This window comes from Agrobacterium tumefaciens (genome assembly GCF_013318015.2).
In the GTDB taxonomy this organism is placed as follows: domain Bacteria; phylum Pseudomonadota; class Alphaproteobacteria; order Rhizobiales; family Rhizobiaceae; genus Agrobacterium; species Agrobacterium tumefaciens.
The window spans coordinates 1,685,477-1,710,871 of record NZ_CP115842.1; the positions used below are offsets into that span (position 1 = coordinate 1,685,477).

At 59.5% G+C, this 25,395-nt stretch carries 23 protein-coding genes; 9 read left to right on the forward strand and 14 right to left on the reverse strand.

The annotated features are described in order from the left end of the window. Positions 1-47 precede the first annotated feature (47 nt). Positions 48-1,622, forward strand: a complete 1,575-nt coding sequence (locus G6L97_RS21130) for an FGGY-family carbohydrate kinase (protein ID WP_013762308.1) — start codon at positions 48-50, stop codon at positions 1,620-1,622. A gap of 65 nt (positions 1,623-1,687) precedes the next feature. On the opposite strand, the gene G6L97_RS21135 is transcribed toward G6L97_RS21130, so the two are convergent. Continuing rightward, positions 1,688-2,521, reverse strand: coding sequence for a MurR/RpiR family transcriptional regulator (locus G6L97_RS21135; protein ID WP_025595058.1), 834 nt, complete (start codon positions 2,519-2,521; stop codon positions 1,688-1,690). A 295-nt stretch (positions 2,522-2,816) separates the two neighbouring features. Between G6L97_RS21135 and G6L97_RS21140 the strand changes: the two genes are divergently transcribed. After that, complete coding sequence (locus tag G6L97_RS21140; protein WP_065688479.1) at positions 2,817-3,554, forward strand: sulfate transporter family protein; 738 nt, start codon at positions 2,817-2,819, stop codon at positions 3,552-3,554. Here the strand turns inward: G6L97_RS21140 and nth are convergent. Beyond that, a complete protein-coding gene (gene nth, locus G6L97_RS21145) occupies positions 3,516-4,298 on the reverse strand; it encodes an endonuclease III (RefSeq protein ID WP_065688480.1) in 783 nt (260 codons plus the stop codon). The genes G6L97_RS21140 and nth overlap by 39 nt on opposite strands. Positions 4,299-4,335: 37 nt before the next feature. Here nth and G6L97_RS21150 point away from each other — a divergent pair, with 37 nt between their 5' ends. Further along, on the forward strand, positions 4,336-4,815 hold the full coding sequence (locus G6L97_RS21150) for a DUF2244 domain-containing protein (protein WP_013762311.1): 480 nt from the start codon (positions 4,336-4,338) through the stop codon (positions 4,813-4,815). A gap of 131 nt (positions 4,816-4,946) precedes the next feature. After that, positions 4,947-5,819, forward strand: a complete 873-nt coding sequence (locus G6L97_RS21155; protein WP_003516183.1) for a methylated-DNA--[protein]-cysteine S-methyltransferase — start codon at positions 4,947-4,949, stop codon at positions 5,817-5,819. A 66-nt stretch (positions 5,820-5,885) separates the two neighbouring features. Here G6L97_RS21155 and G6L97_RS21160 read toward each other — a convergent pair whose 3' ends face one another. Next, the gene (locus G6L97_RS21160; protein ID WP_003516185.1) at positions 5,886-6,872 is read right to left on the reverse strand and encodes a sugar-binding transcriptional regulator; all 987 of its coding nucleotides are present in this window, start codon (positions 6,870-6,872) and stop codon (positions 5,886-5,888) included. Positions 6,873-7,078: 206 nt separating this feature from the next. On the opposite strand from G6L97_RS21160, the gene tal reads away from it, so the two are divergent. Next, positions 7,079-8,044, forward strand: coding sequence for a transaldolase (tal, locus tag G6L97_RS21165; RefSeq protein WP_013762313.1), 966 nt, complete (start codon positions 7,079-7,081; stop codon positions 8,042-8,044). A 105-nt stretch (positions 8,045-8,149) separates the two neighbouring features. On the opposite strand, the gene G6L97_RS21170 is transcribed toward tal, so the two are convergent. Continuing rightward, positions 8,150-8,923 carry an IclR family transcriptional regulator gene (locus tag G6L97_RS21170; protein ID WP_003516189.1) on the reverse strand — a complete coding sequence of 258 codons (774 nt, stop codon included), beginning with the start codon at positions 8,921-8,923 and terminating at the stop codon, positions 8,150-8,152. Positions 8,924-9,139: 216 nt separating this feature from the next. On the opposite strand from G6L97_RS21170, the gene G6L97_RS21175 reads away from it, so the two are divergent. Further along, entirely contained in the window at positions 9,140-9,871 is a 732-nt protein-coding gene (locus G6L97_RS21175) for an SDR family oxidoreductase (RefSeq protein ID WP_013762314.1), read from the forward strand. A 58-nt stretch (positions 9,872-9,929) separates the two neighbouring features. Here G6L97_RS21175 and G6L97_RS21180 read toward each other — a convergent pair whose 3' ends face one another. The 5 genes from G6L97_RS21180 to G6L97_RS21200 all read right to left on the reverse strand — a co-directional run bounded on the left by G6L97_RS21180 (position 9,930) and on the right by G6L97_RS21200 (position 13,700). After that, complete coding sequence (locus G6L97_RS21180) at positions 9,930-10,103, reverse strand: DUF1328 domain-containing protein (RefSeq protein WP_003516193.1); 174 nt, start codon at positions 10,101-10,103, stop codon at positions 9,930-9,932. Between the two features lie 109 nt (positions 10,104-10,212). Then, a complete protein-coding gene (locus tag G6L97_RS21185) occupies positions 10,213-11,067 on the reverse strand; it encodes a metal ABC transporter permease (protein ID WP_065688481.1) in 855 nt (284 codons plus the stop codon). Continuing rightward, on the reverse strand, positions 11,064-11,924 hold the full coding sequence (locus tag G6L97_RS21190) for a metal ABC transporter permease (protein ID WP_003516197.1): 861 nt from the start codon (positions 11,922-11,924) through the stop codon (positions 11,064-11,066). Before G6L97_RS21190 ends, G6L97_RS21185 begins: the two co-directional genes overlap by 4 nt. Further along, the gene (locus tag G6L97_RS21195; RefSeq protein WP_003516199.1) at positions 11,905-12,813 is read right to left on the reverse strand and encodes a manganese/iron ABC transporter ATP-binding protein; all 909 of its coding nucleotides are present in this window, start codon (positions 12,811-12,813) and stop codon (positions 11,905-11,907) included. Before G6L97_RS21195 ends, G6L97_RS21190 begins: the two co-directional genes overlap by 20 nt. Further along, positions 12,810-13,700, reverse strand: a complete 891-nt coding sequence (locus G6L97_RS21200) for a metal ABC transporter substrate-binding protein (RefSeq protein WP_013762318.1) — start codon at positions 13,698-13,700, stop codon at positions 12,810-12,812. Before G6L97_RS21200 ends, G6L97_RS21195 begins: the two co-directional genes overlap by 4 nt. 314 nt (positions 13,701-14,014) lie before the next feature. On the opposite strand from G6L97_RS21200, the gene G6L97_RS21205 reads away from it, so the two are divergent. Continuing rightward, positions 14,015-14,905, forward strand: coding sequence for a hypothetical protein (locus G6L97_RS21205; RefSeq protein ID WP_162632993.1), 891 nt, complete (start codon positions 14,015-14,017; stop codon positions 14,903-14,905). Between the two features lie 252 nt (positions 14,906-15,157). On the opposite strand, the gene lysS is transcribed toward G6L97_RS21205, so the two are convergent. From lysS to G6L97_RS21230, 5 genes are all read right to left on the reverse strand, one after another. After that, on the reverse strand, positions 15,158-16,657 hold the full coding sequence (gene lysS / locus G6L97_RS21210; protein WP_013762320.1) for a lysine--tRNA ligase: 1,500 nt from the start codon (positions 16,655-16,657) through the stop codon (positions 15,158-15,160). A 203-nt stretch (positions 16,658-16,860) separates the two neighbouring features. Next, positions 16,861-18,318 (reverse strand): glutamate--tRNA ligase, encoded by a 1,458-nt coding sequence (gene gltX / locus G6L97_RS21215; protein ID WP_013762321.1) that lies wholly within the window; start codon positions 18,316-18,318, stop codon positions 16,861-16,863. A 212-nt stretch (positions 18,319-18,530) separates the two neighbouring features. Beyond that, positions 18,531-20,303, reverse strand: coding sequence for an SLC13 family permease (locus tag G6L97_RS21220; protein ID WP_025595053.1), 1,773 nt, complete (start codon positions 20,301-20,303; stop codon positions 18,531-18,533). Between the two features lie 235 nt (positions 20,304-20,538). Beyond that, a complete protein-coding gene (locus G6L97_RS21225) occupies positions 20,539-21,297 on the reverse strand; it encodes a TerC family protein (RefSeq protein ID WP_003516210.1) in 759 nt (252 codons plus the stop codon). Positions 21,298-21,479: 182 nt separating this feature from the next. Beyond that, positions 21,480-22,166, reverse strand: coding sequence for a TetR/AcrR family transcriptional regulator (locus G6L97_RS21230; protein ID WP_003516212.1), 687 nt, complete (start codon positions 22,164-22,166; stop codon positions 21,480-21,482). A gap of 159 nt (positions 22,167-22,325) precedes the next feature. On the opposite strand from G6L97_RS21230, the gene G6L97_RS21235 reads away from it, so the two are divergent. Further along, a complete protein-coding gene (locus G6L97_RS21235; protein ID WP_019566960.1) occupies positions 22,326-23,531 on the forward strand; it encodes an HlyD family secretion protein in 1,206 nt (401 codons plus the stop codon). Between the two features lie 30 nt (positions 23,532-23,561). Further along, positions 23,562-25,145 carry a DHA2 family efflux MFS transporter permease subunit gene (locus tag G6L97_RS21240; RefSeq protein WP_013762324.1) on the forward strand — a complete coding sequence of 528 codons (1,584 nt, stop codon included), beginning with the start codon at positions 23,562-23,564 and terminating at the stop codon, positions 25,143-25,145. Positions 25,146-25,395: the final 250 nt, after the last annotated feature.

Below are 25,395 nucleotides of genomic sequence, written 5' to 3' on the forward strand. Positions count from 1 at the left end.
TGCCACCGCCCGGAGGTCGTTACGCGAGGGATGGAACTGAAGTCTTGATGCGTCAAAATCTCGTCGCTGTCGATGTCGGAACGGCGAGCGCCCGCGCCGGGATTTTCGACCCGACCGGCAGGCTTCTCGCCCGCTCAACCCATCCCATCCTGATGCAAAGGCCGCAGGAAAACCATGCCGAACACGATTCCACCGATATATGGAACGCCGTCTGCCTTGCGGTGAGAGCAGCGCTTGCCGACGCGGGTGTGTCACCCGACAGCATAGCCGCCATTGGTTTTGATGCTACCTGCTCGCTCGTTATCCGTGATGAGCGTGGGGAACCGGTTTCTGTCTCCGTCACGGGCAAAGACCGGTTCGACACCATAGTCTGGCTGGACCATCGGGCAATCGGCGAGGCCGACCGGCTGACGGCATCCGGCCACCGCGTGCTGGATTTCGCCGGTAAAAGCGTGTCACCGGAAATGCAGATGCCGAAGCTGATGTGGCTGAAGGCGAATTTGCCGGCAAGCTGGGCGCGCATGTCTTTCGCCTTCGATCTGGCGGATTTTCTGACATGGAAGGCAACCGGTTCCACCAAGCGTTCAAATTGCACGCAGACGGCGAAGTGGAATTTTCTGGCGCAGGAAAATCCCGGCTGGCAGGCGGATTATCTCAATCTTGCCGGGCTTGGCGATCTGAAACAGCGGGCAGGCCTGCCTGAAACGACCGTGATGCCGGGCACAGCCATCGGCCCGCTTTCGCCCGAGGCTGCCGCCGAACTCGGCCTTGACACCGGCTGTCAGGTGGCGGCGGGCATGATCGATGCTTACGCCGGCACGCTGGGTGCGCTTGGCGGATGCCTTTCTGATGATGTGGGTAAACATGTGGCGCTGATCGCCGGCACCTCCAGCTGCCTTGTCGCCATGTCCGAGCGGCAGATGCCAGGCCACAGCCTGTGGGGTCCCTATTGGCAGGCGGTGCTGCCCGGCCACTGGCTGGTGGAGGGCGGGCAATCTGCCACCGGCGCGCTGCTTGATCATATCGTGCGCATGCACGCGGCGGGCGGAGAGCCGGATACGGCGCTGCACGCCCGCATCGTTGCGCGGGTTACCGAATTGCGCGCGCTCGAGGGCGCGGCCTTTGCCGAACGGCTGCATGTACTGCCGGATTTCCACGGCAACCGCTCACCGCTCGCCGATCCGCATGCGGTGGGCGTCATAAGCGGGCTGACGCTCGATACATCCTTCGACAGTCTCTGCCGGCTCTACTGGCGCACTGCCGTGGCGATTGCGCTTGGCGCGCGCCATGTGCTCGATGCGATGGAGCGTTTCGGTTATGCCGTCGAAAGCCTGCACGTTACCGGCGGCCATGTGAAGAACCCGCTGTTGATGGAGCTTTACGCTGATGTGACCGGCAAGCGCATCGTCGTGCCTGCCACAGCCGACGCCGTTCTTCTCGGCACGGCAATGACGGCGGCAGCCGCCGGCGGTGTGCATGCGGGCCTTGCAGCGGCGGGTGCCGCCATGTATCCGGGCAATACGGAAATCCCAGGCAATCCGGCGCTCACACCGCTTTACGAGCGGGATTATCGCCGTTTTCTCGCCATGCACCGCCATCGCCAGGAGCTGGAAAGCCTCTGATCTTTGCCTACAACGGCAGGTAAGGTCGTGGCGGACGGGCGCGATCCGTTTCCTCCCGCCGAGGGTCAGATGCCAAGCGAGCGTTTCAGGCCGGTTAGGTTTTTCATGCGTGCCGTGCGCTGCTCGTCGGCTCCGGCAATCAGGCTGCAGAGGGTGAATTCCATCAGCGCAACGAGCTGCAGCAGGCCTTGTCCGCCGGTCTGGGTGTGCGGCATGGCAAGACAGATATCGGCGCTTTCCGGTCCCCATTCATAGAACCGGGTGGTGATCAACAGGGTTCTGTAGCCGCTCTTTCGCGCCGTCGCAGAAAGGCTCTGCAAGGGCGTGATGCTGCCGCCGCAATCCATGAGGATGAGAAGCGCTTCTGCGGGATCGAAGTCCCAAAGGGCGATATAGGCGGCGCTGTCGCTGCCGAGGAAGTGCACGCGTCTGCGATACTCCAGCAACCGCCCGTGAAAGTGCCTTCCGGTGCCAAGGCCCTCCGGTGACGTTGCCAGAAACACATCTGCCGCCGAAGCGATCTCGCTCATGGCGACGCGCCATATCGGCTGGTCCGTCATTTCGAAAGCAGCCTGAATGGCCTGGATCTGTTGGGAAAGGAGTTGCGAAAACGGATTGGACTTCTGATCGCCGCTTTCAACAATAGCGGGCTGGTCCACGCCCGCGGTCTCTTCGGCGTGGCGCAGATCGATGCGAATATCGCTGAATTGCCTGTATCCGAGCGAGCGCAGAAAACGGCCAACCGTCATCGGACTGAGACTGAGCTTGGCAGCCAGTGTCTGCGCCGTCTCAAACGGCAATTCGTCCAGATGCTCGATCAGATATTTGGCGATCTTGCGCTCTGAAGGCGTACCGGCCTTCATGGCACGGGTCAGATTCAACAGTAGCTGTTCCACCAACGCCTCATTCTTTTATATTTATGAACGATGATGCATCCGCGCGCCCGGGCGAGCGTGCGAACCGCGACTTGTCGGTGGGGGCGAGCTTTTCCGGCCTTGTCCTCCACCGGACCGGAATGCGAATTCTAATAGATAGATTATTATATTTTAGAGACGTCTTTTATTCAAGGGAAATTCCATCAGCGGTTTAATTCCTAACAGCGACGTCTTCATTCCTGTCTTGCGGAGCGGATGGGCGGCGCCTATCTCTCCTGAACGCCGGTTTAAAACGCGAGAGGCGTCACAGGAGTTCCGAATGATTTTTAATGCGGCGAGGCTTGCCTTCAGCAATCTTTTTGCCACCGAGACCCGGTCGGTGTTCTGGAAGGTTTTGGGGCAGACGCTTCTGGTGCTGGCAGCGCTGTGGTTCGCCATCCGCTCTGTCTTCATCTATTTCGCCTTGCCGTGGGTGGATACGCTGATCCCCAGCGTGCCTGACTGGGCGGGATGGCTGACTTTCGTTTTCGCCATCTTCGCCGGGATCGGGCTGGCCTTGGCGTTGGCCTTGCTGATCTCGCCGGTCACTGCCGTTATTGCCGGATTGTTTCTCGACGATGTCGCCGAAGTCGTGGAGAAAAAGACCTATCCCGATGATCCGCCGGGCAAGGCGATGCCCATCGGTGAGGCCGTGGTGTCATCGATCAAGTTCTTTGGCGTCGTCATTGCCGGCAACCTGATTGCGCTTTTGTTGCTGCTGGTGCCGGGCGTCAACCTCATCGCCTTTTTTCTGGTGAACGGTTATCTGCTGGGCCGGGAGTTCTTCGAATTTGCGGCCATGCGTTTCCGCTCGCCCGCTGACGCGCGGCTGTTCCGGCTGAAACACCGCACAACCGTGTTCATGGCCGGGCTGGTGATTGCAGCGTTCCTTGCAATCCCCTTCCTCAACCTTCTGACGCCGCTTTTTGCGGCTTCGATGATGGTGCATCTGCACAAGGCCGTCAGCCGGCGCGATCCGTCATTCGCCGCTGGCCGCACCGAACAATTGCGCGGGTAGTTCCACCAGCGGAGCTGGAATATCGAAGGTCTTTTCCGGTGACTTGCAAATATCGGCAATCACGCAGCGCTCGCATTCCGGTTTGCGCGCCTTGCAGCAATAACGCCCGTGCAGGATCAGCCAGTGATGGGCATGGAACAGATATTCTTCGGGAATGATGCGGACGAGCCGGTCTTCCACTTCATCCGGGGTTTTCCCCGGCGCAAGACAGAGCCGGTTGGCAATACGAAAAACATGGGTGTCCACGGCGAGTGTGGGCACACCGAAGGCCATCGACATCACCACATTGGCCGTCTTGCGGCCGACGCCGGGCAGGGTCACCAGCTCCTCGCGCGTCCTCGGCACCTCACCGCCGAAATTGTCGATCAGCATCTGTGACAAAGCGATAACGTTCTTGGCCTTGTTGCGGTAAAGCCCGATGGTCTTGATATGGCCGATCAGCTCCTCCTCGCCAAGTGCCAGCATTTTTTCCGGCGTATCGGCCACCTTGAACAGCGTCCGCGTCGCCCGGTTTACGCCCACATCGGTCGCCTGCGCCGAAAGCGCCACGGCCACCAGCAGGGTAAAGGGGTTGGTATGTTCCAGCTCGCCTTTCGGCTCCGGCCGCTGAATGGAGAAACGGCGGAAGATCTCGTTCAACTCGTTCTTCGAATAGATCGTCTTCACACGCGCCGGTCTGCGGGCGGATGTCGCATTTGACTTTTTCAATGTTTGGGTGCTGGATCGTTTTTTGGCGACTGTCATGACCTATCTATAGCCAGCCCGCCCTGAGGAAATCAACGTGGATACGCTCAACGATCAGCCGATTTTTGCGGCGGAACTCGTTCCGCACCGTTCGCTCGGAAGAAGGGGTTTCCGGCTGCTTCTCGCCTTGTCCGGGCTTGCCTGCTTCCTCCATGGCGGCTTTTTCCTCACCACTGGCGCATGGCCCGTCGGCCTGTTCCTCGGGCTGGATTTTCTGCTGCTTTATGTCGCCTTTCGCGCCAATTACCGGGCAGCGAAGGCGCGGGAAGAGGTGAGCGTCTCGCGCACCAGCCTGTCTATCCGCAAATTCTCCCCGACTGGCCGCGTCGTCGAGCATCGTTTCAACCCCTTCTGGGCCCGCTTCAGGGTTCAGCGGCACGAGGAAATCGGCATCGTCTCCATGCATGTAACGGGTGAAGGCAAGGCAACGGATATCGGCTCGTTTCTCAATCCGGATGACCGGGAAAGCTTCGCCAAGGCTTTCGGCGGTGCGTTGGCGACGGTGCGGCGGATGTGAGCGGATAATTCCGCTTAAAACCCGTCAATCGGCTCGAGGCCGGTATCTCGGCAGAAACTGAGTACGGCGCAAGAAACGGGTGGAGACCGACGCGCTTTGATGGTTTTCTGTGAGGCGTTAGGAGACATGCGATGAACGCCAATATCATGCTGAATGAAGACATCACCCCCATCGGTTCGGATTACGATACTGTGCGCGGGGTTATCGAGCTTTTGACGCTGGATTATCGCGACCAGCCCTCCCTTGAAGCCATCGCCGCAAGGCTCGGCCAGTCGCCGACGCAATTGCAGAAGACCTTCACCCGCTGGGCCGGTCTTTCCCCCAAGGCGTTTTTGCAGGCCGTAACGCTCGATCATGCCAAAAGGCTGTTGCGCGAAGAGGATCTGCCGCTGCTGGAAACCTCGATCGAGGTCGGCATGTCTGGGCCCGGCCGCCTGCACGATCTGTTCGTCACCCACGAGGCCATGTCTCCAGGCGAATGGAAGGCCAAGGGCGGTGGGTTGACGATCCGGTACGGTTTCCATGTTTCACCCTTCGGTCTTGCATTGGTCATGGTGACCGATCGCGGTCTTGCCGGCTGCGCTTTCGCCGATCCCGGCGAGGAAAGAGCCTGTTTCGAGGACATGGCAGGTCGCTGGCCGAATGCGGATTATGTCGAGGATCGTGAAGCCACCGCGCCCTATGCCGCACGTATTTTCGAACCGACGCTGTGGTCGGCGGACCGGCCATTGCGGGTCGTGCTGCTCGGCACGGATTTTCAGGTGCGGGTATGGGAAAGCCTTCTGAAAATTCCCATGGGCCGCGCCGTTACCTATTCGCACATCGCCTGCGATATCGGCCAGCCAACTGCCTCTCGTGCGGTCGGTGCAGCCGTTGGCGCGAACCCGGTCTCCTTCGTCGTTCCTTGCCATCGCGCTGTGGGAAAAAGCGGGGCGCTCACGGGTTATCACTGGGGCCTTACCCGCAAACGGGCGATGTTAGGATGGGAAACGGGGAAGGTGTGAGGCAGCTCTCCCTCATCCCTGTGACAAGCGCATGAATGAGGAACTGCCTGGGTCGCCTGTCGAGGCCTAAACCAGTTCCATCAACGCTCTGGCCGCCGCCTCGTCTGTAATCAGCGTATTGCACCCGATGCGCTTGATGGTGGCGCGGATGGCGATGGCGCGGTGGGCCCCGCCGGAGGCGAGCACGATGTGTTTGGCCTTGCGCAGCGTGTCTAGATCGATCGCCATGGCGCGCTCGTTGATCGGGTGATCGACGGAGCGGCCTTCCGCGTCGATGAAGTTGAACATGGTGTCGCAGACGCAGCCGGCATCGATGAGTTCCTGAAGCGTTTCCTTCGAAATGAAACCTTCCGAAAGCGAAGTGGAATGCGGGCCGATATCGCCGCAGGATACGATGGCGAGGTCGAGCGTTTCGGCCAGATCATAAAGCGTGGCAAGTCCGCATTTCTCAATCAGCGCCCGTTTGGTCTCGACGGAGTCCACCAGCAGCGGTGCAAGGAACATGTAACATTCCGCCCCAAGCGCGCTTGCCAGCCGCCAGGTGTAATCAAGCGGGTTTGTCTGGTGCACGGCGACGATACCGCCGAGCAGCGAGACGACCTTGCAGTTTTCCCGGCGCGGCGGGCGAAAGCTGGATAGCGAGGCGGTCATGGTGCGGCCCCAGCCGACGCCGATGGTGGCGTCGTTCGGCACCGCTTCGGAAAGGAATTGCCCGAGCGCCAGGCCAACGGCCTTGGCTGTGCCTTCGGCATTCGCCTTGCCGGGAGATGGGCCGGGGGAGGGAATGATCACCGCCTCATCCAGCCCATAAGCTGCCTCCAGCCTGCCGGCCAGTTCGACGAAATCCTCGATGCCCTCGTTGATCCAGATCTGTACTTCGGAGCGTTTCATCGCCTCGTCCAGAAGGCGTATGACGGTGGAGCGGCTGATGCCGAGCTTCTCGGCGACATCTTTCTGCGTCAAACCCTGATTATAGTAGAGCCATGCGGCACGCAGCCTCAGCGAAGCCGCTTCCGAATAGGCCGTATGGGTTTCTCTTCTCAGTTTCGCCACGGTTTTTGTCACTCTCTTTATGGGGCGGAGTATCGCAGGCATGAAACTTATGTCAATTGCGATGCGCAAATGTCTTGACTTTCGACCTTGCCGCTTGCGATAGTCGGAGCCGGACAAAACCGTGATTTCGGCCTTGGGCGCACCATGGTGCGGGAACGAAAAGACGGCTGTGCAAGTTTACAAGAGATCATGAAGGATCATTCGCCATGACGTCCAAACTCGAACAACTTCGCGCTATCACCACGGTCGTTGCCGATACCGGCGACATCGAGGCGGTTGCGCGCCTGAAGCCGGTGGATTGCACCACCAACCCCACCATCGTTCTGAAGGCGCTCGGCACCCCCGCTTTCGCGGATGCGGTGAAGGAAGCCGTTGCCTGGGGCAAGAAACAGGGCGGCCAGTCTGACGCTGTCGTTGCGGCCGTTGCCGACCGTCTTGCCATTTCCGTCGGTGCGGCCCTTGCAGGTCTGGTTCCCGGCCGCGTATCGACGGAAGTCGATGCCGACCTGTCCTTCGACACACAGGCCTCCATTACCAAGGCACGCCACATCATCGCCTCCTACAAGGAGCGCGGTATCGAGCGTGAACGCATCCTCATCAAGCTGGCTTCCACATGGGAAGGCATCAAGGCTGCGGAAGTCCTGCAGTCCGAGGGCATCGACTGCAACCTGACTCTGCTGTTCTCGCAGGCACAGGCCATCGCCTGCGCGGAAGCCAAAGCTTTCCTCATCTCGCCCTTCGTCGGCCGCATCCTCGACTGGTACAAGAAGTCGACCGGCGAGACCTACACTGCCGAGACCGATCCGGGCGTCGTTTCGGTGCGCAGCATCTACAATTATTACAAGGCCAATGGCATCGGCACCGTCGTCATGGGCGCATCGTTCCGTAATGTCGGCGAGATCGAAGCGCTTGCCGGTTGCGACCGCCTGACGATCAGCCCGGCGCTGCTGGAAGAGCTGGACAAGGACACCGGCACGCTTGAGCGCAAGCTTTCGCCCGACAATGTGAAGGCCGAGCCGCTGCAGTCGCTTGATGAAAAGGCGTTCCGCTGGGCAATGAACGAAGACGCGATGGCAACCGAGAAGCTCTCGGAAGGCATCCGCCTGTTCGCCAAGGATCTGGTAACGCTGCGCGAAATGGTCCGCAAGGAACTGACGCTGGCTGCCGCCTGATAACAAAAAGGGGAACCATCCCGGTCCCCTTTGCGTTTAAGATACAGAAATCTCCAGTCACTTTAAACGCGATCGGTCCCTGCCGGTCGCGTTTTTTTGTGCGTCTCAGATGGTTCCCTGACCCGTCGCCACTTCGGAAATGCGCCTTGCCGCATCGCGGATCAGTACCTCGCAGGCCTCGCGCGTCGGGGCCTTGCCGCCAAGCGGGGTGATATAGGGGCAGGTGATGACGGCAAGTGCGGTACCATCAAGTGTCAGCACGGGGGCGGAGATATTGCGCACGCCTGCGGTCTGCATGCTGTCCATAGATTCGAAACCATTCCTGCGAACTTCCGCCAGCCGCTCCTCAAGGTCTGAAGGCTCGGTTTCCCCGCCACCGCGCACCTGCTCGGTGATCATGATCTTGCGCTGTACCTCGTTCTGGAAGGCCAGCAGCACATGACCGGAGCCGGTCTGGAAGAGGCTCATCTGCGCGCCCACCCGCATGGACATCGCCCAATAGGTGGAGGACTCCTGTTGGGCGATGACGACAACACTGCCGCGGTCGTAAACGGCCAGATGACAGGCCTGCTCGGCGCTTGCGGAAAAATCGCGCATCACCGGGGCTGCAAAAGAGACCAGCCGGCGCACCGGCGCGTGAAAATGTGCGAGCCCGAACATTTTCAGCGTCAGCGAAAACCGGTCACCCTCCAGCCGCTGTACGTAACCACGGCGCACCAGGCGGTCCAGCATGCGGTAAAGCTCGTTCGGGGTTTTGCCTATGGCCTTGGCAATCTCGATCTGCGTCAGCCCGCCATCCGTGCGGGCGAGAAGCTCCAGAATGTCCAGACCCTTGTCGAGGGCGGGGGCACGATATCTTTCGCTGTCGTCTTCGGTCATCTTGCCTCGGTGGCGTTTTGCAGGATTGCCTGGCGGGAAATGCACTTTTTAAATACCGTTGCCGCACGCTGCCCTTTTGCGCAAGCCTGCTTGACGTTACATGAATACCGCGTTTACATATGAATTGTCGATCCATATTTGAGATCAATGAAATTCACTGGCGAAATTCAGCGGCTCGGCCACAGCGGGCGGGTGCGCCGTAGCGGGAGGCTATTCATGGTGCAGGATTTTAACGGGCGGACAGTGGTGATCACCGCAGCCGGCCAGGGTATCGGCCGTGCGACGGCGGAGCGATTCATATCGCTCGGTGCGCGCGTCATCGCCACTGATATCAACGAGCAGGCGCTCTCGACCCTGAAAGGTGCGGAAACGCGGGTTCTGAACGTGCTGGATGGCGACGGTGTGAAGGCTTTTGCTGCCGATATCGGCCATGCGGATGTTCTGTTCAACTGTGCCGGTTTCGTTCATTCCGGCACCATTCTCGATTGCGAGGAAAAGGACTGGGATTTCTCCTTCGACCTCAATGCCAAGGCCATGTACCGCACCTGCCGCGCCTTTCTGCCAGGCATGCTGGAAAAGGGTAAGGGCGCAATCGTCAACATGTCCTCCGTCGCATCCAGCGTGAAGGGCGTGCCGAACCGTTTCGCCTACACCGCCTCCAAGGCGGCGGTTGTCGGTCTGACCAAGGCAATTGCTGCTGATTTCGTCACCAAGGGTATTCGCTGCAACGCCATTTGCCCAGGCACAGTGGATAGCCCGTCCTTGCACGACCGCCTGCGCGCCACTGGCAATTACGAACAGGCCCTGGCCGACTTCATTGCCCGCCAGCCTATGGGCCGCATTGCCACGCCGGAAGAAATCGCCGCACTCGTCACCTATCTCGCTTCTGATGAGGCAGGTTTCACCACTGGCCAGATCCATGTGATCGACGGTGGCTGGACAGGCTGATAATTCTATACGGGAGAGAGGAGAAGGCGACCGGCCCAAAAGCCGGTCGCCTTTTTTATTACGCCACCACGCTTCCAGCGATCAGTGCAAGCACGAGGAAGACCAGGAAGATCACGACGGCGATAAAGAACAGGATACGGGCAATGCCCGACGCCGCTGCCGAAATGCCGGTAAAGCCGAATACGCCCGCGATCAACGAAATAACAAAGAAAATAAGAGCCCATTTCAGCATGGAGCTTCCCCTTTCGCTTAATTTTCATGAGTTTGCCGCTTGAGGGCAAGCTCATGAAAATGACGCGCAAAAGGGGAAAATGTTCCACGCGCCCGCAAAAATCGTTCTTTTACACCACCGTTTCATTGGCGGCGTCGATCCGGCGGGCCTTGAGGCTGGTGCGAATGAATGTCGCGACGAATGCCAGGCTCATGAACAGTACAATGGTCGGGGCTGGCGCGCTGTCGATCAGAAAGCTTAGCCATATTCCTGCAAGCGAAGAGAGAACCGCAACCGAGATGGCGACCAGGAGCATGGCGGAAAAGCGCCGCGCCAGCAGGAAGGCGATGGCGCCGGGGGTGACCAGCATTGCGACGGAGAGGATGATACCCACAGCCTTCAGCGCGCCGACCACGGCAAGCGACAAAACCATCAGCAAACCGTAATGCAGGATGCGAACGGGCAGGCCAATTGCCTTGGCATGCTGCGGATCGAAGGCATTGACCAGCAGGTCTTTGCGCAGCACCCCGAGAAACAGGGTGGCAAAAAGCGCGATCAGCCCGGTCTCCAGCATGTCTGAAGGCGCAATGCCCAGCATGTCGCCGAAGAGGATGTGATCCAGATGCATGTCGCTCTGCACCTTCACGTAAAGCACCAGCCCCAGCCCGAACATGCCGGAAAAGACGATGCCAAGCACCGTGTCTTCCTTGATGCGGCTGTTTTCCTTGATGAACCCGGTTCCGAGAGCGCAGATCATACCGGCGGTGAAGGCGCCGATGGAAAGGGGAATTCCGACAATGTAGGCAATCACCACGCCGGGCAGCACGGCGTGCGAAACCGCGTCCCCCATCAGCGACCAGCCCTTCAGCACCAGAAAACACGAGAGCATGGCCATCGGCACGGCAATCATCAGGGTGATGATGAAGGCATATTGCATGAAGGGCAGCTGAAACGGCAGGATGGCGAGTTCGAGATATTCGCTCATTGCGCTTCTCCCAGTGCCTTGCGGGCTTTGGCGCGCGAAGCGAGCAGCCCGTGTTTGGGTGCAAACACGAAAGCGGAAAGGAAGATCGCTGTTTGCAGCACGACGATAACGCCGCCGGTGGCGCCGTCGAGGAAGTAGCTGAGATAAGCGCCGACGAAGCTGGTGGTCGCGCCGATCACGAGGCTCATCAGGATCAGCCGCTCGAAACGGTCGGTCAGAAGATAGGCGGTCGCGCCTGGTGTCACCACCATGGCAACGACAAGGAAGGCGCCGACGGTTTGAAGGGCTGCAACCGTGGAGGCGGCAAGCAGGGTGAAGAAGATCACTTTCAGCACTTCCGGTTTCAGCCCCACTGTGCGCGCATGGTTCTCATCGAAGAACACCACCATGAAGTCGCGCCATTTCAACGCCAGTACTATGAGGCTGATGCCGCCGATCAGGGCAAGCTGGATCGTGTCTTCGGTGGTAATTGCCAGAATATTGCCAAGCACGATGGTCTGGATATTGATCGAGGTGGGCGACAGCGACACCATGAACAGCCCCAGCCCGAAGAACGAGGTGAAGATCAGGCCGATGATTGCGTCTTCCTTGAGCCGGGTTTTCTGATTGAGGAACAGCATCGAGCCAGCCGCAAGCCCGCCGGAAAGAAAGGCGCCGAGCGAAAAGGGCAGCCCCAGCATATAAGCGCCCGCAACGCCGGGAACGATGGCGTGCGAGAGCGCGTCGCCGATCAGCGACCAGCCCTTTAGCATAAGATAAGCGGACAGAAAGCCGCAGACGCCGCCCACAAGTGCGCTGACCCAGATGGCGTTCAGCATGTAGCCATAGGTGAAAGGCTCAAGAAGGCTGTTTATCATCGGCTTTTTCCTTCGGAGCCTGCGGATTTTGTCCGTTCTGGCCGTTCTTTCCGTAGATCACGAAAGGCCGCTCATCGTCGGTAATTACCTTCACCCGGCGAGGATCGGCATCATCATGCAGTTCGGCCCCGCCGAGAACGAAGTGGCGCAAGCTGCCGCCAAAGGCTTTTTGCAGGTTCTCTTCGTTAAAGGTGTCCGCTGTTTTGCCCGACGCCAGAACGGTACCCTTGACGAAGACGGCGCGATCGCAGAATTCCGGTACGCTACCGAGATTATGGGTGGAAACCAGCATGACGCGGCCCTCCTCACGCAGTGCCTTCAACAGCGCGACGATCTGTTCTTCCGTCGTCACGTCGACGCCGGTGAAGGGTTCATCCAGCAGGATAACCTGACCTTCCTGCGCCAGCGCGCGGGCCAGAAACACCCGCTTCTTCTGTCCGCCGGAAAGCTCGCCGATCTGCCGCTTGCGATAATCAAGCATATTGACGCGCGTCAGCGCTCTCTCGACCATCTCGTGATCGTGTTTCGACGGAATACGGAAGAAATTCATGTGGCCGTAACGGCCCATCATCACCACATCCTCAACCAGTACGGGAAAACTCCAGTCCACCTCTTCAGCTTGCGGCACATAGGCGACGAGGTTTTTTCTGAGTGCATCCTTCACGGGTAGGTCGAAAATAGAGACAGAACCGGTGGCCAACGGCACAAAACCCATGATTGCCTTGAAAATCGTGGACTTGCCCGCGCCGTTGACGCCGACAAGTGCAGTGATCGTACCGCGTGGAATGGAAAAGCTGGCATTTCTTAATGCGGTGTGGCCGTTGCGATAGGTCACTGTCGCATTTTGAACCGTCAGGCCGCCGCCGCTTTTTTTGCTGCCCATTCTCATGAAGACAGTCCTTTGGCGATGGTGCTGCTCGTCACGCGCAGCAGGTCGAGATAGGTCGGAACAGGGCCGTCGGCCTCGCTCAGCGAATCCACGTAGAGTATGCCGCCATAGGCCGCTCCGGTTTCCTTGGCCACCTGCCGGGCGGGATCGGCGGAAACCGTGCTTTCGCTGAAGATTACCTGAATATTATGTTCGCGCATGGCGTCGATCACGCCGCGCACCTGTTGCGGCGTACCCTGGCTGTCGGCATTGACCGGCCACAGGAACAGTTCCTTCAGCCCGAAATCCCGGGCGAGATAGGAGAACGCCCCTTCGCTCGTTACCAACCAGCGCTTGTTCTCAGGAAGCGCGGAAAGCTCATCGCGGATGGGCTGCACGGTGGCACGGATCTTGTCGGAATAGGCCTTGGCATTGGCGGCGTAAATCTCGGCGTGGGCGGGATCTATTCCAGCGAGTCCCTTGCGGATATTTTCCACATAGATCAAGGCGTTATCGGGTGACATCCAGGCGTGCGGGTTGGGTTTCCCCTGATACGCCCCGCCATTGATCGCCATCGGTTCGATGCCGTCGCTTACAGTCACATCAGGCACGCCTGAAAGATTGGCCAGAAACTTCTCGAACCACAATTCCAGATTGAGGCCGTTGCGCAGCACCAGATCAGCCTTGCGGGCCTTGAGAATGTCGCGAGGCGTCGGCTGGTAGTTGTGAATTTCAGCGCCTGGCTTGGTGATGCTCTCCACCTCTGCCGCATCGCCCGCCACATTGCGCGCCATATCGGCAATGATCGTGAAGGTGGTCACCACCTTCGGTTTTTCCTGCGCGACAGCCGCAGCAGGCAGGAAAAGCGAAAAAGCAAAAAGGGCATGGCGGATTTTATGGAGATTCACGTCTGTCACCGATTTTTGTTGCGATCAACTCGCAACACCATCCGTCATGGAAACACACTTGTCAACGCTATTGCAAATCATTCGCAATTTAGCGGATTTCAAAAATGTCTGAAAATGGTGCGCTTTTACCCGCTCGGCGCCGGGGGGATTAAACTTTTTTCAATGAGAAAGCGGCACTATCGCAAGGCTCGGACAACGAGGTCCCGAGCTTATCCCGCGTGTGTTCCTCATCCTTCGAGCCACGTTCCGGGGTGAGGGCGATAGGCGGGGTACTGAATGTCAGGATTTTGCGCGTGAAGGCTGTATTCGGACGAATGCGGTTTTCGCGCAAACTCGTTATGATCGGAGGCGGGATCCTGCTTTTGGCGGGTGCGACCGGTTCTGCTGCCGTGTTTATCGGCAGCGAGCGGCTGCTCGGGTCCACCTATGCCTCCGCGAACGGGCTTTCCTGTGACGCAGTCCAGACAGTCAACATCCGCAAGAACGGTTCCCTGTGGGTCCGCAAATTCATTCGTACTGACGGCGGCAACGGCACGGACCGGTTGAAAACGGCGCTGCGTGTCGCCAGGGCAGTTTACGACAAACAGAAGCCCGATCTGGTCCAGGTTTCCGTGCTGGATAAAAACGGCCCGCAATTGCGCTCGGAAATGCGCGGCCGCGCCATCGCGGCCCAGGTGGTCTTCATTGCCGACCCGGCGAAAATTCCCGAAGGCGCCGATGCCCAGCGTTATTCCGCCTTTTATTACGATGGTGCATCAAACGGCAGCGGCCAGTTTTACGGGCTGCGCATCGATCTGCCGCTGGAAGATGCCGAAGCAATGGCCGCAAGCCTGAACGATGCCGCCGACTGCGCAACCCCCGCTTCGGACGCCGCACCCGAAGGGCATGGCGGAAAAGCCGCAAAAGGCGCGGGCGGACACGGCGAAACCAAGGGCGAAGGCGGCGGCGGCCACGACGCTGCGCCGGCGCAAACGCATGAGGGCGGACCCGGTGCGGAAGCTCACGGCGAACCCGTAGCCGACGAAGAACTTCTGACCTCGACCCCGGAAGCCGATGGCGGCAGTATCTTCAGCATCAGCTATCTGAAATCACTGATCTTCGGAAAAGGCACTACGACCGCGCAGGCCGCAGAGGAAAAGCTTGCTGAAGGCGAGGTTGCGCCTGCGGAAGAGCCGGGCGTGGCAAAGGCGAAGGCGGGGCATTAGGAGCGTTTGAGCTCTTGCTGACACCTCGGAATTAAAACCATCTGAAAAATTGATACGGCTGTGCCGACGTTTGTAAAATATCGTCGCAGCGCCTTCTTTCGTGATGCCGGACCTGATCCGGCATCCAGCCTTTGCGCGTCTGCGCCATGAGACGATCTAGCAGGAAATTTTGCCACAGGGACCACAATGGTCGGTAAAGGTCGAGCGCATGGGGGCAAGGGCGGCCATGCGGCCGCCTTCGCTTGATTGTCCTTAGTCCGCCTTGTTGCGGCGGGCCGGGAAGAGGATGACGTCGCGGATCGAGGGGGCGTTGGTCAGGAGCATGATCAGGCGATCAACACCGATGCCGAGGCCGCCGGCGGGTGGCATGCCCTGATCGATGGCGTCGAGGAATTCGTCGTCCAGCTGCTTGTCCTTTTCACCGCGGGCATGGGCCTGCTCAAGCTGCTCCACCATGCGGCGGCGCTGCTCTTCGGGATCGTTGAGTTCGGAGAAGGCATTGCCCACTTCCCAGGCGTTGCAATAGCTCTCAAAACGCTCAACGAGGCGCGGTTCGCCCGGCACTTCCTTGGCGAAGGGCGAGATATCCTTCGGGAAATGCGTGACGTGGCTCGGCTGGATAAGCGTACCTTCGACCTTCTCTTCGAAGATGAAGGCAAGGCATTCGCCCCAGGTCCAGTCCTTCTCGACGGCGAAACCGGCAGCCTTGGCGGCGGCGCGGGCTTCCTCGTCAGTCTTGATCGCAAGGAAGTCAATGCCGGTCGCTTCCTTCACCGCATCAGGCATGGGCACGCGCTTGAACGGACCCTTGAAGGAAATTGTCTGGCCCTGGAATTCCACCTCGGTTGTGCCGTGCAGGGCAATCGCCAGCGTCTCGAACAGCCGTTCCACCAGACCCATGATGTCTTCGTAGTCGGCATAGGCCCAATAGCACTCCATCATGGTGAATTCAGGATTGTGCCTTGTGGAGACGCCTTCGTTGCGGAAGTTGCGGTTGATTTCGAACACCTTGTCGGAAAGGCCTGATACCAGCGTGCGCTTCAGGAACAGTTCCGGCGCGATGCGCAGATACATGTCCATCTTCAGCGTGTTGTGGAAGGTCTTGAACGGATCGGCCGTCGCACCGCCATAAACTGTCTGCAGCATCGGCGTTTCCACTTCGAGGAAGCCTTCGGCCTCCATGAAACGGCGAATGCCGGACAGAATCTTCGAGCGCTGCAAAAAGCGCAGCTTGGAGTCCTCGTTGGCGAGAATATCGAGATGGCGCTTGCGGTAACGCAGCTCAATATCGGAGACACCGTGCCATTTTTCCGGCATCGGCAGCAGCGACTTGGTGAGCATGGTGATTTCTTCGGCGTTGATCGTCAGCTCGCCGCGCTTGGTGCGGCGCACCTTGCCGGTTACGCCGATGATGTCGCCAATGTCGATCATCGGCAGAAGATTGCGCGCTGTTTCCGGCGTCGTATCTTTGTGAGAGAAAATCTGCACCTTGCCCGAGGCGTCATGGATATCCATGAACATGCCGGAATTGCGCGACGAATAAACGCGGCCCGCCACCGTTACCGTGTCGCCGGTTTCCGTGTCCGGTTCGATATCGGCATATTTTTCCGCCAGCTCCGCATTGGTCAGCGTGCGATGGAAATGCGCCGGATAGACATCGCCGATCTGCTCGCGCAGCAGCGCAAGTTTCTGGCGGCGCACTTCGGTGGCGTCGGAGGAGAGGGCGGTGGTTTCGGTTGTCTTGTCGTTCATTGTTCAATCCTGTTGCGGCGTTGCCGCGGCGACAATTGCCTCCCGTATCCCTCATTCCTGTGCTTGTCACAGGAATCCAGTGCGCCCAAGTCCTTGGCGCGGGAGACCTCAATTCATTCTTTCACGGCGCCGACGCGCCGTGGCTGGATTCCTGTGACAAGCGCAGGAATGAGGGGGGGATTTAAAACCCGCCCCGGCAGGCATCAAGCACCGCTGCCAACCATCGTGGCCACAACGGCAATAGCGACCTTCAGGCGCTGGCGCACCACGGAGCGGCCGAGCAGCGCCATCGAGTCAAACAGCGGCAGCGAGCGCGAGGAGCCGGAGACGGCGACGAAGAGCGGCGGCGTGACGACGCGCAGTTTCTTGCCCGTGCGTTCGGCAATGTCGCGCAGCTCGGCCTCGATGGCTTCAACGTTCCAATCAGGCATTTTTTCCAGATCGGTGGCAACCGTGGTGAGGATTTCGTGGATTTCCTCGGGCTTGCTTTTGAGACCGGCAAAGGAGGCGGGCGTCAGGCCAACGTCGCTCGAAAGCAGGAAGCCGGCAAGGTTTGGCAATTCGCCGAGCTTGGAAATGCGGCTCTGGGCAAGCTTCAGGCCTTCGGTCAGGCGGGAATTTTCCATCGCCCATTCCAGCGTGCGGGCAATGAAGTCCTCAGGCGTGAGCTTTTCGCGCAGCCAGCGGCCGTTCAGCCAGTCCAGCTTCTGGATATCGAATATGGCGCCGGCCTTGGAAAGTGCTTCCGGATCGAACTTCGCGGCCAGCTCTTCCATGGTCAGCAGCTCTTCGCCTTCGGCGATTTGGATGAAGAACAGGCCGAGGAAGTTCATCAGCGCTTCCGGCAGGTAGCCGAGCGCGGAATAATAGGAGATCGACGTCGGGTTCTTGCGCTTGGAAAGCTTCGACTTGTCGGCGTTGCGCATCAGCGAAAGATGCATGAACGTCGGCTGGTCCCAGCCGAAATAACGGTAAAGCAGGATGTGCTTGGGCACTGAAGCCAGCCACTCTTCGCCGCGCGCCACATGGGTGATCTTCATCAGATGGTCGTCGATGACGTTTGCCATGTGATAGGTCGGCATGCCGTCGGCCTTGATCAGCACCTGCATGTCAACCGAATCCCAGGGGATCGAGACATCGCCGTAAACGCCGTCATGGAAATCGCACGAACCTTCGGTCGGGATTTTCATGCGCACGACGTTGGCTTCGCCGGCGGCGACGCGGGTGGTCACTTCTTCAGCCTTCAGGTGGAGGCAGAGACCGTCATATTTTGGCGGCTTGCCAGCGGCGCGCTGCGCTTCGCGCATCTGCTCAAGCCGCTCGGGCGTGCAGAAACAACGGAAGGCATGGCCTTTTTCCAGCAATTCTTCGGCATAGGGCCAGTACATCGGCTTGCGCTCGGACTGGCGGTAGGGACCGTAGGGGCCACCGACGTCAGGGCCTTCCGACCAGGTGAGGCCGGTCCAGCGCAGCGCCTCCAGAACCTTCTGCTCATATTCCAGCGTCGAGCGGGTGGCGTCGGTATCCTCGATGCGCAGGATGAACTCACCGCCGTGTTTCTTGGCGAAGAGATAGTTGAACAGCGCGATGTAAGCGGTGCCGACATGCGGCTCGCCGGTGGGGGAAGGTGCGATGCGGACGCGAACGCCGGAAGTGGTCATGAAATTCACTCGTCGTGACGGGGTGGTGACATCGGGGCGGCTTCACCCTTCTATCACGAAGTTTTCGTTTGAATGCGGCGGGAAAGGGTGCGGAAAGGCGTGTTGAACGCACTTTTGCATATTTCCGTTCGGCATCGGCTTAGGCCATATTATGCCGCAGGCGTCAAGGAAATATGGCGCTTGCGCTGTCTTCGCCCGGACGTAAACCGCCCCTAATTCACCGGCCAGACATAAAGCAGCATCGGAATGCTGGCAATGACGATCATGATCGACAGCGGCAGTCCAAGGCGCGGATAATCGCTGAAACGATAACCGCCCGGACCCATGACCAGCGTGTTGCACTGGTGGCCGATGGGCGTGAGGAAATCGCAGCCGGCGCCAATCGCCACCGCCATCAGAAAGGCCTCCGGCCGAAAGCCGAGCGTGGTGGCGAAACCGGCGGCGATGGGTGCCATGACCAGCACGGTTGCAGCATTGTTGAGGAAGGGCGTTACCGCCATGGCAGTCAACAGGATCATGCCGAGTGCTGCGAAGGGCGGCAGTCCTTGTGCGGCATGGCCGAGCCAGGCGGCGATCAGCTCGCTGGCGCCGCTGGTGCGCAGACTGTCGCTGACGGGAATGAGGGCGGCGAGCATGACGAGGATCGGCCCGTCGATCGATTTATAGACTTCGGTCAGCGGTATCGCGCCGACGACGATCATCAGGAAGGCGGCGGCGAAAAAGGCGACGGATACCGGCACCAGCCCGCTGCCGGCGGCAATCATGGCCGCGGCAAGCACGATGACGGGCAAAAGCGCGCGGCGCTGCACCCCAAGCAGGATCTCCCGCTGCGCCAGGGGCAGCAGCGAAAATTCCTGCAATACCTGTGGCAGGTTCTTGCGGCTGCCCTGCAAGAGAATGACGTCGCCCGCCTGCAAGGTCAGGTCGGAGAGCCGCTGGTTGACGCGCTGGCCGCGACGGCTCACTGCAATCAGATTGACGCCGCGGGTGTAGGATAGCGCCAGTTCGCGCGCGGAAATCCCGTTGAGAACGGATTCGTTGCTGATAACCGCTTCCATGGAAATAAGGTCAGCGGTCTTCTGGCCGTTCTCGGTGAGCGGCTTGCCTGACAGCAGCAGCTTGGCCTGCGAGACGATGCGGTCGAGGCCCTCCGGGTTGCCTTCGAGAAGAATGGTGTCGCCCGGCTTCAGATTGACATCGGGGAAGGGGGAGATACGCCGGGGTCCGCGCAGGATCGTGCTGGCGATTACGTCGCCATCCGCCTGTTTCAACAGCTCCCGCAGCGGCTTGTCGGCGTAGGTGCTGTCGGCGGGAAGCGTCGCCTCGGCGGTATAGGCCGACTGGTCCAGAATATCCTCCATCGATGCCTGCTGGCGGTTGCGCACCGGCAGCAGGCGGTAACCGAAGGTCAGGAAGATGATGCCGATCACGGTCAGCCCGGCACCGACCGGGGTGAAATCGAACATCGAGAAGCTCTGCCCGGTCATTTCCTCACGCAGCCTGGAAACGACGATGTTGGGCGAGGTGCCGATCTGCGTCATGAGCCCGCCCAGAAGGGCAGCGAAGGCCATGGGCATCAGATAATAGGAAACAGGGCTGCCGGATTTGCGGGCGAACTGGAAAGCAACCGGCATCATGATGGCAAGCGCACCGATGTTCTTGATGAAGGCCGACATGATGGCGACGACGATCATCAGAAAGGCCAGTTGCAGGGTTTTGGAGTGCATCTCCGGGAAATATTTCTTGATCGTCATATCGACGACCCCTGAACGCGCCACGGCCGAACTGACGATCAGCGCGCTGCCGACGATGATGACGATATCGTCCGAGAAACCGGAGAACGCCTTGTCGAAAGGCACGACCCCAACCGCCACCGCCACCAGCAACGCGCTGCACGCGACCACATCATAGCGGAACCTGTCCCATATGAACGCGACCATCATGCCGGCGATCACGGTAAAGGCGAGGATCTGGTCGGTCGTCATGCTTGCTTATGCTTTCGAAGGAGAGACGGCGGGACGGACTCTTCCGGTAGGGATGTCGAAGAACGCGAGGCGGGGCATGCGGTTCCGACTGGCCGGCGCGTTCCACACGTTCGCGTCATACCGGCCTTGAGCCGGTATCAGCCGCCGCGCGTCGGCGCGGCGGAAAGTGTCCCTTCAGCCCAAGGGCTTGGGCTGAAGGGATGCCGGATCAAGTCCGGCATGACGGTCAGGGTAATCAGTGCGGTTTGGCCGCCTGTGCTTTCTTGCGCTGTCTGGCGTTACGCGCCAGCATGTTGAGCAGTTCCACCAGCGCCGAAAACGCCATGGCGGCATAGACGTAGCCCTTGGGAACATGGAAGCCCATGCCTTCGGCGATCAGGGTCGTGCCGATCATCATCAGGAAGGCGAGTGCCAGCATGACGATGGTGGGGTTGCGCTCGATGAAGTTGGCGAGCGGCGTTGCGGCGAGCAGCATCACGGCAACGGCAAAGATCACGGCCACGATCATGATCGGCAGATGCGGTGTCATGCCAACGGCGGTGATGATGCTGTCCACAGAGAACACGAGGTCGAGCAGCAGGATCTGGCCGATGGCGGCGCCGAAATTCATCGCAACCGGGCCGCCCACCATGTCTTCCTTGTGATCTTCAGGATCGACATTGTGGTGGATTTCCTTGGTGGCCTTCCACATCAGGAAGAGACCGCCGGCGATGAGGATCATGTCCTTCCACGAGAAGGCGTGGCCGAAGATTTCGAAGACCGGCGTGGTGAGCTGCACGATCCAGGCCACAGTGCCGAGAAGGCCGAGACGCATGATCAAGGCAAGCCCGATGCCGATCTTGCGGGCTTTTTCGCGCTGTTCAGGCGGAAGCTTGTTGGTGAGGATCGAGATGAAGATCAGGTTGTCGATGCCAAGCACGACCTCCATGACGATCAGGGTGACCAGCGCCACCCAGGCAGCGGGGTCGGACAGAAGAGGGAGAACGGACTCCATCAGGGAATTTTTCCTTTCAGCAACAAGGCCACCCGAAACATTCGGTTCGTGGAATTTATAGCGCAATACGCGAGAAACAAGGAGACCGCGCCTGTGATAGGCAAGATTTCATCGAAATTTCGCGCAAACCGCGTATCAGGCCCCGTGCCGTTGCCGGTCCGGTCGCCCGTTGCTGAATGTTTTCAGGCCTTGTCGGTTCCGTATGCCGCCATGAACACCATGATGGCGCTGTCGATCACTCGGTCCAGCTCCTCTTCGGGAACCGGGCCTTCGAGTTCTCCGAACAGGCGCAGCTTGAAGAAAGTGCCCGTGGAAAGCTCGATATATTGCCGGGCGGCAAGTTCGACGTCATCGACCTTGAGATGGCCGAGCGAGACCTGATGCTCGATGAAATCCTGAAGAACGGTGCGCACGTTGTTGGGTGCTGCGATGAAGAAACGCTGCGCCAGCTTCGGCATGCGGTCGATGACGCCGATCACCGAGCGCATGGCCGGTATCATTTCGGAGCAGATCATCTTGTTGGCGAAGGCCTTGCCGAACTGTTTCAGGCCGTCGCGCACCTCTTCGGTGCCGGCCAGAATGTTGCGCATGGAGGTCGCGAATTCCTGGCGGTGATGATCGACAAGGGCGGCGAACAGGTCTTCCTTGTTGGAGAAATAGACATAGATCGTTCCCTTGGAAACGCCGGCTTCCCGCGTGATGTCGTTCATGCTGGCGGCATCGAAGCCCTTGCGCTTGAACACGCGCCAGGCGCCGGCAACAATCTGCTCACGCTTGGCCGGGTCTTCGCCCGCAGCAAAACGCCCGGCGGGGTTTCCCGGACAGCCCGTTTCGGTTTCCGTCTCCATATCCATGTCTTCACCTGCCATCGTTACCGGTTCCTAGCACTGCAATGGCGTAAAAAAAATTAACCGAACGTCGAACCAATCAGTTCGATTACACTTGATATGTGTCAGGAAAGGGATTATGTCAATCGAACCGAACGGTTCAGTTCGAAAAACTTTCTTCAATTTATCACGGTACATCTCATGTCGGCCCAGAAGAATAGCGCGGTTCGCGCCGTCAACGATGCGGAAGAGGCGGACGTTTCCGCCAAGGCTGAGACCTCTCCGGCAAAGCCGGTGGAGGCCCCGCCGCAACAGCCGCCACAGACAATTGCCGCACCGAAGAAGAAGAAGCGTTCGCCGCTTCTGCCGATCTTTGCGATCGCCCTTCTCGCCGGCGCCGGCTGGTACGGTTATAACTGGTGGATCGACGGTCGCTTCATGGTTTCGACGGATGACGCCTACATTCAGGGTGATATCGCGGTCATCGCGCCCAAGGTTTCGGGTTACATCGCCAAGGTGAACGTTGTCGAAAACCAGGAAGTCAAGGCGGGTGATCCGCTGGTTACTCTGGATGACGGCGACTATCGCATCGCGCTTGAACAGGCCGACGCGCAGATCCGCACCGAGGAACTGTCGCTGAAGCGCATCGATGCGCAGATCATCGGCGGCGAGGCAGCGCAGGAACAGGCCGTTGCCCAGAAGGGCGCTCTGGATGCGGCCCTTCGCGGTGCGGAAATCACCCAGAAGCGCGCCACCGAATTGCAGGCGAAGGATGTCGGCACCGTTGCCGCTTCCGACAGCGCGCAGGTCGCGCTCGATCAGGCCAGGGCGAATGTCGTGGCCGGCGAGGCGGCGATCTCGTCCGCGAAAGCCAATGTCGAGCTTCTTCGCGCCCAGCGCGAGGAAGCCGAAAGCACCATCCGTTCGCTGCAACTTTCCAAGGACAAGGCGGCCCGCGATCTGGCCTTCACCGTGTTGAAAGCGCCTTATGACGGCGTTATCGGCAATCTGGCGGTGCAGACGGGCGATCTCGTTTCGGTCGGCAAGCGCCTTGCTTCGCTGGTGCCGTTGAACGAGCTTTATATCGACGCCAATTTCAAGGAAACGCAGCTGGCCCGCGTGGTGCCCGGTTCGAAGGTCCGCGTCCATGTGGATGCTTTCGACGACGAGACCATTGAGGGCACGGTCCAGTCGATATCGCCCGGTTCCGGTTCGGTCTTCTCGATGCTGCCGCCGGAAAACGCCACGGGTAACTTCACCAAGGTCATCCAGCGCGTACCGGTGCGTATCGTCTTCTCCAAGGAAGATCTCGCCAAGCACAATCTGCGTGCGGGCCTGAGCGTCGTCGTCGATGTGGATACCCGCACGGCGCCGGAAAACACGAAAACGGCGCACGTTAACCCATAGGCCAACCAGGGCGTCGTTGAGGGCAAGATCATGGCGGCTACGGTTGTCGGCACAGGCGGGGTATCTGTTCCCGTCGATCCACCCATGGACAAGCGCAGGCTCATCGCGTTCTTCGCGATGGTCTTCGGCATGTTCATGTCCATTCTCGATATTCAGATCGTCTCCGCCTCGCTTGCGGAAATCCAGGCAGGTCTCGGGGCGGGCTCCGACGAGATCGCCTGGGTGCAGACATCCTATCTGATCGCAGAAGTCATCATGATCCCTCTGTCGGGCACGCTGGCGCGCATCCTGTCCACGCGCGTACTGTTTGCCACCTGCGCCGCCGGCTTCACCCTGTCGAGCGCGCTCTGCGCCACCGCGACCAATATCGACCAGATGATCGTCTACCGGGCGATCCAGGGCTTTATCGGCGGCGGCATGATCCCGTCGGTCTTTGCGGCCGCCTTCACCATTTTCCCGCCCTCCAAGCGTTCGGTCGTCTCGCCGATCATCGGTCTCGTCGCCACGCTTGCGCCCACCATCGGTCCCACGGTCGGCGGTTATCTTTCCAATGCCTTCTCCTGGCACTGGCTGTTCCTAGTCAACATCATTCCCGGCATCATCGTCACCATCCTGACATGGAGCCTGATCGATTTCGACAAGCCTGAAACCTCGCTCTGGAAGAAGTTCGACTGGTGGGGGCTGATCTCCATGGCCGTCTTCCTCGGCTCTCTGGAATACGTGCTGGAAGAGGGCAACAACAAGGACTGGTTCAACGACGAGCATATCGTCATCGGTTCGGTGGCCATGGTCATCGGTGCGGTGGTGTTCTTCTGGCGTGCCTTCAAGGTGGACTTCCCCGTTGTGGACATCCGCGCCTTTGCGGACCGAAATTTCTCCATCGGCTCGCTGTTTTCCTTCGTGATGGGCATAGGGCTTTACGGGCTGACCTATCTCTACCCGCTCTATCTCGGTCGCGTGCGCGGTTACGATGCGCTGATGATCGGCGAGACCATGTTCGTTTCCGGTCTTGCCATGTTCTTCACCGCGCCGATTGCCGGCAAGGTGTCCACCAAGCTCGATCCGCGCATCATGATGGCCATCGGCTTCATCAGCTTCGGTTGCGGCACGTGGATCATGACGCATGTGACCACCGACTGGGATTTCTACGAGCTGCTGATTCCGCAGGTCCTGCGCGGTTTCGGACTGATGATGTGCATGGTGCCGATCAACAACATCGCGCTCGGCACGCTTCCGCCCGCGCGCATCCGCAATGCCTCGGGCCTGTTCAACCTCACCCGCAACCTCGGCGGCGCGGTTGGCCTTGCCGTCATCAACACCCTGCTGTCGCAACGCACCGACGATCATTATGTGCGGCTGGCGGAACATGTCAGCTATTCCAATCCACAGGCGCTGGAGTGGCTGAACAATGTCGGCGCGAACTATGATTCCTACGGGCTGGACGGTGCTTCCGTCGCGATCAAGAAGCTGGTCGGCATGGTCTCGCAGCAGGCGTGGATACTCGCCTTTGCGGATGTGTTCTTCGCGCTGACGCTGCTGTTCGGCAGCCTGATCTTCATGACCGTGCTGATCCAGAAACCCAAGGCAGCGCCGCCACCAGACGCGGCGCACTGAACAAAATCCCCTCCCATCCACCGCAGAGCTGGGGCCGTCGGAAATGACGGCCCCTTTTTTGTGTGCTTCGCGATACTTTTCCGTCATGCCGGTCTTGAGCCGGTATCCAGTAAGCCCAAGTCCTTGATCCAAGGCTAAAATGAAGAAAGTTGTTGGTCAGCCCTGATAATCTGCAGCCTGTTGATTTTATTGACGTGTCTAAATCCTTGGGAAAAGCCCAGGGATGACGCCGGGCAAAGGCGCGCACCCG

Excerpts from the sequence above, each read along its gene's own strand:
- G6L97_RS21130 (WP_013762308.1), top strand. The coding sequence starts at position 48 with ATGCGTCAAAATCTCGTCGCTGTCGATGTCGGAACGGCGAGCGCCCGC.
- G6L97_RS21140 (WP_065688479.1), top strand. The coding sequence starts at position 2,817 with ATGATTTTTAATGCGGCGAGGCTTGCCTTCAGCAATCTTTTTGCCACC.
- nth (WP_065688480.1), bottom strand. The coding sequence starts at position 4,298 with ATGACAGTCGCCAAAAAACGATCCAGCACCCAAACATTGAAAAAGTCA.
- G6L97_RS21155 (WP_003516183.1), top strand. The coding sequence starts at position 4,947 with ATGAACGCCAATATCATGCTGAATGAAGACATCACCCCCATCGGTTCG.
- tal (WP_013762313.1), top strand. The coding sequence starts at position 7,079 with ATGACGTCCAAACTCGAACAACTTCGCGCTATCACCACGGTCGTTGCC.
- G6L97_RS21170 (WP_003516189.1), bottom strand. The coding sequence starts at position 8,923 with ATGACCGAAGACGACAGCGAAAGATATCGTGCCCCCGCCCTCGACAAG.
- G6L97_RS21175 (WP_013762314.1), top strand. The coding sequence starts at position 9,140 with ATGGTGCAGGATTTTAACGGGCGGACAGTGGTGATCACCGCAGCCGGC.
- G6L97_RS21180 (WP_003516193.1), bottom strand. The coding sequence starts at position 10,103 with ATGCTGAAATGGGCTCTTATTTTCTTTGTTATTTCGTTGATCGCGGGC.
- G6L97_RS21185 (WP_065688481.1), bottom strand. The coding sequence starts at position 11,067 with ATGAGCGAATATCTCGAACTCGCCATCCTGCCGTTTCAGCTGCCCTTC.
- G6L97_RS21190 (WP_003516197.1), bottom strand. The coding sequence starts at position 11,924 with ATGATAAACAGCCTTCTTGAGCCTTTCACCTATGGCTACATGCTGAAC.
- G6L97_RS21195 (WP_003516199.1), bottom strand. The coding sequence starts at position 12,813 with ATGAGAATGGGCAGCAAAAAAAGCGGCGGCGGCCTGACGGTTCAAAAT.
- G6L97_RS21205 (WP_162632993.1), top strand. The coding sequence starts at position 14,015 with ATGCGGTTTTCGCGCAAACTCGTTATGATCGGAGGCGGGATCCTGCTT.
- lysS (WP_013762320.1), bottom strand. The coding sequence starts at position 16,657 with ATGAACGACAAGACAACCGAAACCACCGCCCTCTCCTCCGACGCCACC.
- gltX (WP_013762321.1), bottom strand. The coding sequence starts at position 18,318 with ATGACCACTTCCGGCGTTCGCGTCCGCATCGCACCTTCCCCCACCGGC.
- G6L97_RS21220 (WP_025595053.1), bottom strand. The coding sequence starts at position 20,303 with ATGACGACCGACCAGATCCTCGCCTTTACCGTGATCGCCGGCATGATG.
- G6L97_RS21225 (WP_003516210.1), bottom strand. The coding sequence starts at position 21,297 with ATGGAGTCCGTTCTCCCTCTTCTGTCCGACCCCGCTGCCTGGGTGGCG.
- G6L97_RS21230 (WP_003516212.1), bottom strand. The coding sequence starts at position 22,166 with ATGGCAGGTGAAGACATGGATATGGAGACGGAAACCGAAACGGGCTGT.
- G6L97_RS21235 (WP_019566960.1), top strand. The coding sequence starts at position 22,326 with ATGTCGGCCCAGAAGAATAGCGCGGTTCGCGCCGTCAACGATGCGGAA.
- G6L97_RS21240 (WP_013762324.1), top strand. The coding sequence starts at position 23,562 with ATGGCGGCTACGGTTGTCGGCACAGGCGGGGTATCTGTTCCCGTCGAT.